The sequence below is a fragment of the Blautia sp. OF03-15BH genome (assembly GCF_003463065.1).
In the GTDB taxonomy this organism is placed as follows: domain Bacteria; phylum Bacillota; class Clostridia; order Lachnospirales; family Lachnospiraceae; genus Limivivens.
On record NZ_QSCM01000002.1, the window covers coordinates 216,762 to 230,356 of the forward strand.

Here is a 13,595-nt window from a genome sequence, read left to right on the forward strand (position 1 = left end):
TCCGCAGCAGGGTAACATGATGAATCAGGGTTATCCGCAGCAGGACAATATGATGAACCAGGGCTATGGAGCAAGCATGGCACAGGAAAGCACTGGAGATTCATGGGTATGCAGCTGTGGTGCCAGAAATACCGGTATCTTCTGTGAATATTGCGGAGCGCCGAAACCGTGACCTGTAGAAAGAAAAGGAACGCTTCTGAATCACAATAAAAAATGAGGAAGCGTTCCCTTAAAAGATAAGAAAGGGCGAACGGAAAATATGTCTGATGTTATAGAATATAAATGCCCGTTTTGTGGCGGTGCAATGGAATTTGACTCAAAATCCCAGCATATGAAATGCCTGTATTGTAATACGGAAATGACGGTTGAAGAATTTCAGCGCACACAGAAACCGGAAGCTGAAACAGCAGCCGAAAAGAAAACGGCAAAAGAAAACTGGTTCTCCCTGAGCAGCGGCCAATGGCAAAAAGATGAGACAAATCATATGCGTGTCTATTCCTGCCAGTCCTGCGGTGGTGAAATTGTGGCAGATGAAACAACAGGAGCCACGACCTGCCCGTTCTGTAATAATAAAGTAACGATTAAGGGACAGTTTTCTGGGGATCTTAAGCCGGATTATATCATCCCGTTCAAGCTGGACAAGAAAGCTGCCAAAAAAAGATATTATTCGCATCTGGAAGGAAGAAAATATCTGCCGAAGGTATTCCGAAAAGAAAATCATGTCGATGAGATCAAAGGTGTCTACATTCCGTTCTGGTTGTTTGATGTGGATGCGGATGTTCAGATTACATATGAAGCGGAAAAAGTTCATGTACAGGAATCCAATGATACGGAGTATACAACCAGAGAGATCTATCGGGTTGTTCGTGCCGGAAGTATCAGCTTCGAGCATATTCCGGCGGATGCCTCCAGAAAAATGGACGATACCTTGATGGAAGCGATAGAGCCCTTTCATTTCCGGGATGCGGTACCATTTCAGCCGGCTTACCTGGCCGGTTATCTTGCCGATCGTTATGATGTCAGTCTGGACGAACGTATGGACAGAGCAAGAGAGCGGATCCGCGTCTGTGCCGAACGTTCCTTTCAGGCAACCGTAACCGGCTATAATGGTGGTAAAAGAGTCCAGGACAGTGATATAGAGATCAATCAGGCCGGTTACTGGTATGCCCTGTATCCGGTATGGCTTCTGAACACGACCTGGCGCGGAGAAAAATTCACTTTTGCAATGAATGGACAGACCGGAAAAATGGTCGGAGACCTGCCTCTGGATCGGTTTGCCTTCTGGAAATCCGTCCTGATCCGTACCGCGTTGATCGCAGGTCTGCTCTACACGCTGATGTACCTTGTCGTTATCTGATGCAGCAGGAAGGAGGAAAAAATGAAGATGAAAAAGAAAATATGGCACGGGCTGTCTGTTTTTCTCTGTCTGTTTATCCTGATGCTTCCTGCAAAAGCTTCTTCCATTCCCGCAGAACGGCAGAAACCGCTCCTGGTAGATGATGCCGGTCTGCTTACAACAGAAGAAAGTACAGCTCTTTTAGAGAAGCTGGAGGAGATCAGTCAGAGACAGCAAAATGAGGTGGCGATTGTCACCGTCAATTCCCTTGACGGCAAGACCGCACAGGCGTATGCGGATGATTACTATGATTACAATGGGTATGGTTACGGAGAAAACGATGACGGTATTCTGCTCCTGATCAGTATGGGCGAAAGAAAATGGGCGATTTCAACCTATGGCTATTGCCATCTTACAGCTTTTACAGATGCCGGTATTTCTTATATCAGTAATGAATTTCAAAGGAAACTCAGCAGTGGAAAATATGCACAGGCTTTTGACTGCTTCGCCGATCTGTGTGATCAGTTCCTGACACAGGCGGCAACCGGTGAGCCGTACGATGTTGGAAATATGCCCAGCGGTCATGTGGCTCCCTTTTGGTTATTTGTGGATATCCTCATCGGATTCCTTATTTCTTTCTTTATGGTTAGGAGAAAAGCCGGGTCGCTGAAATCGGTGGTAAAACAGGATTCTGCAAGAGCCTATACCCGTGATGGTTCCATGACAGTCACGGTGGCGAGTGATCAGTTCGTCAACCGTATCGTTACCGAGCGGCGCATTCAGCGGGATACGCCCACCTCTTCCTCCTCGTCCTCTTCCGGAGGAAGTTCTTCTCATACCAGTTCTTCCGGACGTTCACATGGAGGAAGCAGCGGTTCCTTCTGACAGACAGCCGTAAGGTTTTAATGAAACAGAAAAATCTCTTGTTTTAACAATGCAAAGGAATCAGAATGTCCTATCAAAAGAAAAGAAGGCTATCCTGTATCGTCGTTTTGCTGTTCGTTTTGCTGGCATATATCTGCAGGTTCATAGAAACAGACAATGAACTGATACAGACACTTGCCGACCAGTGCCGTGCCTGTACTTACCTTGGGATCTATTGTGCCTGGGTCATTTATCTAAACAAACATGTCGTACAGAAGAAAGTGCGCCAGTACCTGACTGCTATCGGATGTCTGATGGTATGCTGGTTCTTTTTGCGTACCGTGAAATACCATATTCTTCTGGATCCTCTTGGCGGACATATCTGCTGGTATCTGTACTATATACCGATGATCCTGATCCCGACCTTTGGATTATCCGCCACTTTACTGATAGATGAAGCAGAAAAGAAAACAACAAAATGGATCACTGGCATCCTCTTATTCTTCTCTGTGGTATTGATCGTCTGTGTTCTTACCAATGATCTTCATCAGCAGGTTTTCCGGTTTGAAGGACCGGTTCCTTATTCTGATAAAAATTACAGTTATGGTATTCTTTTTATGTTGATCCAGCTCTGGATCATTGCCTGTCTGGTCATAATGGAGCTACTGCTTGTTAAAAAGAGCCGGATCCCCGACAGGAAACGGTTCTGGCTGCCGGTCATTCCCGGTTTGCTGCTGCTTGGCTGGAACATCGCTAATCTCCTCCGTTTGCCCTTTATCAAAACCTTTGCAGGAGATATGACAGCAGCCTGCTGTCTGCTTATGGCAGCGATTTTTCAGGGATGTATCCTTTGTGGACTGATACAGACCAACAGCCGTTATTTTGAACTGTTTCAGGCGACGGGCGGACTGGACGCCGAGATAACCGATGCTTCCTTCCGACGCTATTATTTTTCCGGAGAGTTTCCGGAGCTTTCCAAAGACCTGCGGGATTCCATTATAGCAAAATCATCCGTCCAGGAACGAGGGAGCCGCATCAATCATCTCCCTGTCAAGGGCGGACATCTGTTCTGGGCCGAAGATATTTCTGTTCTGCTGGATCAGTATCAGGATATTCAGGAACAGCAGGAAGAGCTGACTGCCAGGAATCAGCTTTTACGGAAAACCTATAAGAAAGAAGCAGAACGGCGAAAACTGGAAGAACAGAACCGGCTTTTAAATATCATACAAAGCCAGACCTCCAGACAATATGAACTGCTTTCTCACTATATGGAAAAGCTGGAGCAGACAGAGTCACGGGAAGAGTATGAGCTGATCTTAAGTAAAATAGTGGTTGTTGGAACTTATCTGAAACGATGGAAAAATCTGATGCTGACCAGATACAGTTCCCGGGAAGATTCCCTGACTATGGCGGATCTGAAACAAAGCCTGGCAGAGTCCTGTGAAAACCTGAAATTATGCAACATCAAAGCAGCCTATTTTTTGCAGGATAAAGAAAAACAGCTTCATGCCGATGACGTCTTGAAATGCTATGATTTCTTTGAATGGCTGGTAGAGCAGCTGTTTGATGTCATGAACTCTGTATTTTTCCGCGTGACTCAGATTGAGGAAAAACTGCAGATTTCTGTTCATATTACGAGCCAGGAGGATATTCGTCCATATCTGACAGAGAAGCAGGGACTTCTGATCGAGCAGGAGGAGGAGCAGGAATGGTTTATCCGATGCCCAGTTTCATAGAAAGCAGTATGAAAATCCAGAACATCATCATGATCCTTATGGAAATCTGCCTGATCCTTGAACTGATCCTGCTTTTTTCCAGAATGATCCGTTCCGTTGGAAAGCGAAAAATCATGATCACAGCGGTAGAGTTTTTCCTTTCTTTTCTTTTTATGTCCGTACTTCTGAATGAGCACAGACCTCATGTGGATCATGGTCACTACAAGCCCTTGTTTCATTCCTTTCCGGCATATCTGATGTTCATTCTGGTGATCCTGCTGACTGTTTATCTGGTTTTTGCTATCCGAAAAGAAATAAAGGAATATCATCATTCTTTGTCACCATGGTCCGTTCATGAAGCTGTGAACCATGTTCCCTGCGGCGTCTGTTTTTCCGATCCTCTTGGACGGATCATTCTGTGCAACATTAAGATGCAGGAATTGAGCAGAATGCTCACCGGAACATATCTGCAGAATTATGAGTCTCTCCGCCATGCTATCCATGCGGATTCCAGGCAGAAAGACGTAATACAGCTAAGCTCCGACAACCATGTGTTTTATTTTTCGGACGGTTCTGTCTGGATGTTTCAGGAATATCCGCTGAAAGAGCCCTCACTCGACGGATACCTGCAGACCGTTGCTGTCAATGTATCTGAGATCTACTATAATGGGGAAGAGATCAAAAACAATAATGAAAAACTGGAATTTCTGAACCGCAGGCTGGAAGAAATGTATGAAAAGATCGGTGATGAGATACGGGAACAGGAAACGCTGTCCATGAAAATGCAGGTACACGACAGCTTCGGAAGAAGTCTTCTCTCGATCCGAAGGATCCTGGAGAAAAAAGAAGAGCCGGAGAATATGAAAGAACAGCTGGATACTCTAAAGCAGCTGGTTTATATTCTCACTGGCACAACGGTAGAAAAAGGAGAAGATCAGTATAAGGATACGGAAAAACAGGCCGAAAAGCTTGGAATCACACTTCAGATCCGTGGCAGTTATCCGAAGGATCCGGTCAACAGGCTTCTGACAGACCGTGCGATCCGTGAATGTGTGACAAACTGCGCCCGCCATGCACATGGAACAACGGTTTATGTACAGCTGGAAACAGCTGACAAATATCTGTATATCCAGATCACCAATGATGGGGACGCTCCGGAAAAAAATGCAAAAGAAGGCGGCGGTCTGTCTGCCCTTAGAAAAGCTGTGGAAGCAGAAAAAGGAAGCATGAAAACGATTTTTGAACCGGTCTTTTGTCTGCGCATACAGCTGCCGTTCAAAGAGTAACATAGAAAGGGCTCAAAATGTCCTGAGGAAGGGAATGATGTTATGGTACGTGTACTCATTGTAGAAGATCAGATGATCATGCAGAAATATTTTGAATACCTGATCCTGCAGGAACCGGAATTCAAGCTTGTGGAGACTGTAGCAGATGCCAGGGAAGCCGTAAAGATCTGCAGCTATTCTGCGATCGATCTGGTGCTGATGGATGTGCAGACCTTTCATAACCATGACGGACTGACAGCAGGAAAAACGATCAGGGAAGAGCATCCGGCTACAAAAGTGATCATTATCACTTCATTGATCGATCCTAAAATACTGGAACGGGCAAAAACAGGCTGTGCCGACAGCTTGTGGTATAAGGATCATGGAGAAGCGGAGCTTCGGGATGTGATCCACAGAACACTTGACGGAGAGCATGTTTTTCCGGATACGACACCCGATGTGGAAATGAACTGGATCACCAGCGGAGAGATCAGTCCGAGACAGCTGGAAATGCTGCGCCTTTATATCTGTGGAATGTCTTATTCGGAAATTGCAAAAAAAATGGACTGTTCTACCTCCGGAGTACGCTGGAATTTCCAGGAAATGATCGCAAAAGCCGGCTACAGCTGCAAGGAGGATCTGATCGCAGCGGCATTGGAGAGCAAGCTGATCGTCACCACGCTGAAATAACCAAACTCTGTTTTTATCAGAAAGGAGAGAGTACAATGAAAAAACTTTCCATTACCATCGGAATCAGTGCATTGCTTCTGGCTTTTATACCTTTGGGCTGCCTGGCAGAAGAAACGCAGCAGGATGTACTTTATGACGCAAATGCCAGCCAGGCAGTTTTTCAGGACGTTTTAAGAGAAGAGGAATGCCAGGCCGGCATGGCATTTCTGGGTTATATCGGAGAAGAGAATGTTTCTGCCCAGGATATCCTGGACTATGCAGAACAGACCGATTATTGGTACTACTATCCGTTTCTTCAAAACGCTGCGGTTGTCGATGCCGGCGGTTGTGAGATTTATGTGATCGTGCCTGCTTCTGAGTGGTCCGTCTGTGTTTATCCGTCAGAAATGACAGAAGAGGCCAAATACAGAGACGATCTGGAAGCGCCTTATTATGAAGGATCGCCGGATGAAGTCATTCTCCTCCGGTGTAACATCAGTGAGATCTATTCAAATGTAATGGTCTCCGTCCGGGAAGGCAATATGAGTGTTACTTATCGTCCGGCTGTCTCATTAAAAGACGGTCACCTGGCAAAAGAGCAGCGCTGCTATGACTTTACCATTTATTCTGACGAATGTGATGGCGATGGATGTGATGATGCTTCTGAGCATGACGAAGAGGCTGCGGCCATACAGAATGCGTACGCTCTTCTCTGCCAGACGGATAAAGTCAGCCACTACCTAAACCTTGGGATGTCTGTGTGGTATGACGGAACAAAAGAGAGGATCGATGGAAAAGAATGTCTGGTATTTGTTCTTGGTACCGAACACGAGGAATGCATCGTCAGAGAAAATTATTATGCCGTATCTGACAACCAGGTTTATTACTATGACGCGATCGGTGATGCATGGAATATTCTGGGAGCCGGGTAATGTAGAAAAATCGCCAAAAGCAAATGGAATCTGGGTTCAAAAGCTAATTATTGATGAAATCGTTTCCCATATTCGGATGGTGAAATTCCCATGCATTTTTTGAATAATCGGCTAAAATACAGTTGATCGTCAATTCCTACCATAACAGAGATCTCCTTTAGTGAGAAGGTATTCTCTTTTATCAGGGTAGCAGCTTTTCTTATTCGCAGATTGTTTAAGTAGCTGGTAATACTTGTCCCCACTTCGGACTTGAAAACACGGCATAAATAGCTGGTGCTGAGATTGACATTTGCCGAAATGGAAGATAATGTGAGACGGTGCATGTAATTATTTTCTATGTATGTAAGGGTTTTGGCAACATCATTTTTGTAATGCCCCTCACTTTGAAGAAAATCCTGATATGTGGTCCTGGCCTCTTCATAATTTTGCAAATTTTCTTTATAGGGCATATCTGGCGCAAAGGACTGGTACATGGTAAAACGGTTATACAGTTTTTTTACCAGCTGTTCCACCTTTACCTGACTGCACGTTAACTCTTTTTGAGAAAATACTACAAGCGCACTATGGGCATTAAGAACAAGAATGTATGGCTGCAGCACTCCCTGAACAGCATCCAGTATCATATCACGCAGCAGATTTCCGGATATGGAAAATGCATCATTTGACAAAAATTTTTCAAACGTTACATAGCATACTGCACAGGAATGTCTCATGAATCCAAATTTTTCGGCCCCATATCTTTCAATGAAAGAATCAAGCGACTCTTCTCCCTGAAAAAAGGAGAGAAGATGATCGGTTACGGGTTCGGTGATGTCCGCTTTCAGAATGGAATCTTTTCGGCCAGCTGTATTTTGCATTTTTTCGGTGGTTTTGTTCAGACAGGCAAGGAGCGTATCCGGCTGAATTTTGATTTTTAACAGGTAGTCCGCAGCACCTAAAAGCAGTGCACTTCTTACGGAATCGAAGTCTTCGTAGTTGCTTAGTACCAGTATTTCTCCAGGATATTCTTTTTCCTTCAGAAAACGGATCAGTTCCAGTCCGTCCATTTCAGGCATTTTCAGGTCAGTGATAATGATATCCGGATGATGTTTTTCAATCAGTGGAACAGCCTCAAGACCATTTGATGCTGTTCCACAAATGAAAAAGCCATGCTCTTCCCAGGGAAGAATGGAGCGAAGCGCAATTTTTACGATTGGTTCATCATCAATAAGTAATATACTGTACATAAAAGTCCTTTCTGTTGACAAAAATGGTTGTGATTTTAGCTGTTATGATCTTTTGACAGTTCTTGTACATATAATAGTGGAAGAGTCAGCGTACATGTGGTTCCTTCGCCAGGGTAACTACTGACCTTAAGTCCATATTCCTTTCCAAAATTCAGCTGTATTCGGTCATTCACATTCGTAATTCCAATCTTTTTCCGATTTGTATGAGATTCCAACGCTGCAGGTGTTACTTCAAATCCTTTTCCATTGTCATAGAGTTCTATGATAAGATGATTGTTTTCTTCCCAGCAGGTGATCAGAATTTCCATAACGGAGCCGTCATCCGAAGAACCGTGCATAACAGAATTTTCTGCAAGGGGCTGCAGGATCAGTTTCGGAACAAGGCAGGAGAGCAGTTCTTCCTCTTCCACGTCAAAAGAGTACTCAAAGCTTCCAGCATACCGGATTTTTAAAATCGCGAAGTAGTTTTCCAGGTTCTCAAGCTCTTCCTGAATGGTTATATACTCGTTTTTATTAGTCAGTGTATTTTGCAGAAGACTGCTGAGAGCCTGGATTCCATCACTTACAATCTGATCTTTATGCATGGCAGCTACAAAACGCAGACTGTTTAACGTGTTGAAAAGAAAATGAGGATTTAACTGATATTGAAGCATCTGCAATTCCAGTTCTCTTTTTTTCTTTTCCTGACTTTTTTGTTGTCTCATCAGGCTCTCAATGGTATCTGCCATATGGTTCATGCTTCCGGAAAGATCGGAAAGTTCGTCTTTGTGGTCATCCTGGATCCGTACGGAAAGATTTCCCTTTGATAATTCCCTACAAAAATCCAGCATGCTTCTGATGGGGGATGTAATTCCAGGATACACCATGGCTACAATTCCAATGCAAAGCAGAACAAGGAAGAATGCCACAGCCAGGATTTTCCCAAACATAGCGTTAACTTCAGAATTAATATAATGATAGGGCATGGTGTATACAAACAGCTGATCCAGGTTTTTATTGAAAATATAAGTAACCAGCTGTTCTTCGCCATCTTTGTAAATGCTGAAAGAATCTGTTTTGCCTGGAAGTTTCGCCTGGATATTTTCCAGCAGATTTTTTTCGGTTTTTTGCCCCAGTTGAATACTACGATCCCAGGAAGAAAGGATCGTTCCATCCATATTCAGATACATAATATTGGAAGAATCGGCCAGACCTACCGGTTCCAGCACTGTTTTTGAAAAAATTTTTTCATCAATAGAAATCAGAGTATAACCAATTACACGGCTCTGACTGTATTGTTCATAAATTCTTCTTCCAAGAATCAGGATATCCCGGTCACGATAAGTATGTACGTATGCCCATACATCCTGATTTTCATCTTCAAGGCGACTTAGGATTCTATCTACATCATCCGGATATAACCCGTCATATCCCAGATCATAAAAAATATTTCCCTCTGTATCGTATACTGTAATGTTTTTTGCCTGTGCTGGATAGATAATCTTACTTCGGACCATATGCTGGATCTCAGTAATGGTCCGATTTTTTTCTATATCTGTCATGTCCTTTTTCAGGAGACCGTCCTTGATTTCCTGACTGGTGCAGATGGAGCCACAGAGATATTGGTACTTTTCAATCTCACTTACCATATTCAGATTGATCATGGATAAAGTCTGGGAGATGGAAGTGGAAAGTTTTTCCCGAAGTGCTTCTGAAAAAATATGAAACGAATAGAAGCTGATTCCTGTTAATGGTATAATGGAGATCATGAAAAGGGCTATGACCAGCCTGGTTTTAATGCTGAATTTTCGAAATCCCTGATACCGTTGTCTTTTTTCCATGCCGCTGTCCCTCATTTCTAAAAAAATAATCCGTACATGGTCCGATAAATATGGAAAAACATTCTGATTTTCATGACTTTACCGGATTGTGACAGATTTATTATACAGGAAAAAAACAAGATAATCCATTTAAAATACAAATAGAAAAAGATTGTACATATATGCCGCAAGAAAATCCATATTATATAAAAACAACAGAAAAATGTTCCATATAAAGGATCATTTTGTAAATTTACCACAAGAACCCTTTTCATTATACTAATATCATCAGGCAAACGTAATAAAAGCCAACAAGAAGGAGGAAACAACCTATGAAAAAAAGATTTGCAGCTTCTGCGATAATCCTTGCTATGAGCGCAGCCACAGTGCTTTCCCCGCTCACTGCATTTGCAGAGACAGAAGAACAGGAACTGAACATTGCCATTTTCCAGGGTGGATACGGAGATGCTTACTGGAATCAGATGGTAGAGCTTTTTGAAGAAAGCCATGAGGGCGTGAAAGTAAACATGACCATCAGCCCTACCATTGGAGATATCATCCGTCCACAGATCGTAGCTGGAAACGCACCTGATTTCATCTGCCTTAATGATGGTGGTGAGGATGGTGTGATCCTTTCCCTGATCAAAGAGCATGCACTTCTTAACCTGGACGATGTTTTTGACGGAGAAAATTATGCCGGAACCGGTACCCTTCGTGATGATATTACAGACGGGATCCTTGAAAGCACCAAATGTGCTCCTTACGGAGACAGTGAAATTTATCTTGCACCATTTAACAGCGGTCCACAGGGTCTGATCTACAACAAAACATTCTTTGATGAGAATAACCTGGAAGTGCCAAAGACCTGGGATGAGTTCTTTGCACTTGGTGATAAGGTAAAAGATATTGACGGACGTGCACTTTTCACATATCAGGGAATTTATCCGGGATACATGGAAGAAATGCTCTGGCCGGCAATTGCAAATGAGTGCGGCGAAGAAGCCCTTACCAAGATTGCCAATTACGAAGAAGGTTCCTTTAATAATGAGGGTGTGTTAAAGGCTTTAAGTCATATGAAAGAGATTGCAGATAAAGGCTATCTGTTAGAGGGCACTGTTGGCATGAACCATACAGAGTCCCAGACAGAAATGATGCTTGGAAAAGCTGCATTTATCACAAACGGAACCTGGATGGAAAATGAGATGCAGGATGCACCCAGAGAAGATGGATTTGAATTTGCAATGGCTCCAATCCCAACCGAGAGCGCAGACGATGTACACTATGTATTTGACAGCTGCGAGCAGTTTTCCATTCCGGCAGCTGCCAAGAATCCGGAGCTTGCAAAAGAATTTCTCCGTTTCCTCTACAGTGATGAATCTGTATCTGCTTTTGCAGAAGCTTCCGGTGCCCTCTATGCTACCAAGAGTGCCCGTGAAGTAGCAAAAGATAAGCTGTCTACTGCAATCTACAACATGTACGGAATCTACGAAGAGGCAAATGCCTCCTCCCTGATCATGAGCTTTGCAGCAGTTCCGGCTGACTGCAAGATCAACCCGAAAGATGAGATTTTCAATCCAATCACATCTGTTATGAACGATGAAATGACAGTGGAAGAGTGGGCACAAAGTGTGGAAGATACTTTCGCACAGGTTCGTGCTGATATGGAAGCTTCCAACTAAACTTCATATGCCAGCCGGATAAAAACGGTAAAGCAAGGAAAGGCTGCTGCATAGTGTATGTGGCAGCCTTTTGTAACCATGAAACAGAAATTTTCATGCGGCAATCTGCTGCATTTATTAAATACTTTGAAGAGGTGAGCAAGCGTGGTAAAAAAGCCCAGATTATTTATAGCCCTGTGTACACTTCCTGCATTGATCTTAACCATTATTTTTATGATTGTGCCTATGGTAAATGCCATTTATTTGTCTTTTACCAGTTCTACTGCACTTAGCGTAGGCTTTAACAGCAAATTTGTATTTTTTGATAATTACAAATATATGTTCCAGGATAAGAATTTCCTTCAGGCACTGCTTAACACTCTTAAGCTAATGTTGGTAATTCCGGCTGTGACCATATTTCTAAGTCTTGTATTTGCATTTATCCTTACGCAGGGTCAGCTTAAGGAGAAGTCATTTTATCGGACCGTATTCTTTTTCCCAAGTATTGTCTCCATGACTGTAGTTGGTATTGTGTGGTCTTTTGTTTTTAATCCGACAAGAGGAATTCTGAATCATATACTGGATCTGTTCCATCTCTCAACCTGGAAACACGCCTGGCTTGGAGAGGGAAAAACGGCTCTCTGGTGTATCGGTGCAGCCCTGGTATGGCAGGCCATTGGTTATTATATGGTCATGCATGTAGCTTCCATTGACGGGATTTCCCAGGAAATTTATGAAGCTGCTTCCATTGACGGTGCAACAGGAGTTCAGAAGTTCTTTAAGATCACCATTCCCCTGCTTCGTAGATCTATTGGAACGACCTATATACTTTCCCTGTCTGGCACTATTAACTTAAGCTTTACCCTGTCCAACGTTATGACAGGAGGCGGACCAAACGGTGCTTCCAGTGTGCTTTTACAGTATATGTATACCCAGGGTATGCGGAACGCTAATTTTGGATATGCCATGGCAATTGCCATGTTTACCCTGATTCTTGCAATCGTACTTGCAATGATCTCTAAAAAAATATCATCTGAAAAAGAATAGGAGGGAAACTGATGAAAACTGTAAGAACCTGGTGTATCAGAATCCTGATGATTCTGTTTACCATTCTCTTTTTGTATCCTCTTTTCTGGAATCTGATGTCTGCGTTTAAAACAAATGCAGAATATCTGACAGATCCCTATGCATTGCCCACGGCTTTGAATCTGGACAATTTTGTGACAGCATGGCAGAAAGCAAATATCGCCGCTTATTTTGGGAATTCCATATTTGTGACAGTGCTTTCCACTGTATTGCTTCTGCTTTTGGTCATTCCTATCTCTTATGTACTGGCAAGATACCGTTTTGTGGGCAGCAGGCTGATCTCTACAATCTACATGGCTTGTATTTTTCTGCAGGCTACTTATATTATGATTCCTTTGTTTCTGGAATTACAGGCTGTGAACGGATTAAATAACCTGCCGGTATTATGTCTTGTTTATGCAGTGATGCAGTTTCCCTTCTGTATCTTTACCTTACAGGGATTTATGTCTGCGGTACCAAGGGATTATGAGGAGTCTGCAAGAATTGATGGTGCCACCAATATCCAGCTGTTATTAAGGGTTATGGTGCCTCTCGCAAAACCCGGAATTGCAACCATTACGATGTTAAGCGCCATGGGCTTCTGGAATGAATATCCATTGGCACTTGTTCTTCTCACGGAAGATGCAAAGAAAACCCTTCCCATCGGAATGGCAAACCTATTTGAGGTGCAGAAATATGCCACGGACTGGGGAGCACTGTTTGCAGGGCTCGTAATCGTTATGATTCCAACAATCATTATTTATCTGATTGGACAAAGATATTTGCTTCAGGGAATTGGTGCAGGCGGACTGAAAGGGTGAAAATGAAAGGGGGAATGCTTATCTGCGTTCAAAAACGATGGAATGCAAAATTGATGCAGATTACCTACTTGAACTTCTAATGCAATCCATATATAATAGAAATATTGCAGTGGTCCGTACTGATAGAAAGAAATCCCCTGCTTATTGCCTGATGCAATAAAAGCAGGGGACTTCTTTGATTCGAGTGAAATGATCCGTACCGTCCACTGGCACAAAACAGTCAGGCTGGAAATAATCGCCTGACA

The 13,595-nt window shown here is 43.3% G+C and carries 11 protein-coding genes; 9 read left to right on the forward strand and 2 right to left on the reverse strand.

Annotation, left to right across the window (positions count from 1 at the left end; all coding sequences use genetic code 11):
• The first annotated feature begins 259 nt into the window (after window positions 1-259).
• The 6 genes from DXA57_RS03805 to DXA57_RS03830 all read left to right on the forward strand — a co-directional run bounded on the left by DXA57_RS03805 (window position 260) and on the right by DXA57_RS03830 (window position 6,781).
• The gene (locus DXA57_RS03805) at window positions 260-1,357 is read left to right on the forward strand and encodes a hypothetical protein (RefSeq protein WP_117764769.1); all 1,098 of its coding nucleotides are present in this window, start codon (window positions 260-262) and stop codon (window positions 1,355-1,357) included.
• A gap of 27 nt (window positions 1,358-1,384) precedes the next feature.
• Window positions 1,385-2,221, forward strand: coding sequence for a TPM domain-containing protein (locus DXA57_RS03810; protein WP_243005704.1), 837 nt, complete (start codon window positions 1,385-1,387; stop codon window positions 2,219-2,221).
• A 65-nt stretch (window positions 2,222-2,286) separates the two neighbouring features.
• On the forward strand, window positions 2,287-3,936 hold the full coding sequence (locus DXA57_RS03815) for a histidine kinase N-terminal 7TM domain-containing protein (RefSeq protein ID WP_117764773.1): 1,650 nt from the start codon (window positions 2,287-2,289) through the stop codon (window positions 3,934-3,936).
• Window positions 3,909-5,201 carry an ATP-binding protein gene (locus DXA57_RS03820; protein WP_243005705.1) on the forward strand — a complete coding sequence of 431 codons (1,293 nt, stop codon included), beginning with the start codon at window positions 3,909-3,911 and terminating at the stop codon, window positions 5,199-5,201. Before DXA57_RS03815 ends, DXA57_RS03820 begins: the two co-directional genes overlap by 28 nt.
• A gap of 42 nt (window positions 5,202-5,243) precedes the next feature.
• On the forward strand, window positions 5,244-5,870 hold the full coding sequence (locus DXA57_RS03825) for a response regulator transcription factor (protein WP_117764775.1): 627 nt from the start codon (window positions 5,244-5,246) through the stop codon (window positions 5,868-5,870).
• Window positions 5,871-5,905: 35 nt separating this feature from the next.
• Entirely contained in the window at window positions 5,906-6,781 is an 876-nt protein-coding gene (locus DXA57_RS03830; RefSeq protein WP_117764777.1) for a hypothetical protein, read from the forward strand.
• 47 nt (window positions 6,782-6,828) lie between these two features.
• Here DXA57_RS03830 and DXA57_RS03835 read toward each other — a convergent pair whose 3' ends face one another.
• Together DXA57_RS03835 and DXA57_RS03840 are read right to left on the reverse strand one after the other, a co-directional pair.
• Window positions 6,829-8,007 carry a response regulator gene (locus tag DXA57_RS03835; RefSeq protein WP_117764779.1) on the reverse strand — a complete coding sequence of 393 codons (1,179 nt, stop codon included), beginning with the start codon at window positions 8,005-8,007 and terminating at the stop codon, window positions 6,829-6,831.
• 35 nt (window positions 8,008-8,042) lie between these two features.
• Window positions 8,043-9,827: a sensor histidine kinase gene (locus DXA57_RS03840; protein ID WP_117764781.1), complete on the reverse strand. Its 1,785-nt coding sequence runs from the start codon at window positions 9,825-9,827 to the stop codon at window positions 8,043-8,045.
• Window positions 9,828-10,138: 311 nt separating this feature from the next.
• Between DXA57_RS03840 and DXA57_RS03845 the strand changes: the two genes are divergently transcribed.
• The 3 genes from DXA57_RS03845 (at window position 10,139) to DXA57_RS03855 (ending at window position 13,350) form a co-directional block, all read left to right on the forward strand.
• Window positions 10,139-11,485 carry a carbohydrate ABC transporter substrate-binding protein gene (locus DXA57_RS03845; RefSeq protein ID WP_117764783.1) on the forward strand — a complete coding sequence of 449 codons (1,347 nt, stop codon included), beginning with the start codon at window positions 10,139-10,141 and terminating at the stop codon, window positions 11,483-11,485.
• Window positions 11,486-11,629: 144 nt separating this feature from the next.
• The gene (locus DXA57_RS03850; RefSeq protein ID WP_117764785.1) at window positions 11,630-12,511 is read left to right on the forward strand and encodes a carbohydrate ABC transporter permease; all 882 of its coding nucleotides are present in this window, start codon (window positions 11,630-11,632) and stop codon (window positions 12,509-12,511) included.
• 11 nt (window positions 12,512-12,522) lie between these two features.
• Entirely contained in the window at window positions 12,523-13,350 is an 828-nt protein-coding gene (locus DXA57_RS03855) for a carbohydrate ABC transporter permease (RefSeq protein WP_117764788.1), read from the forward strand.
• The last annotated feature ends 245 nt before the right edge of the window (window positions 13,351-13,595 follow it).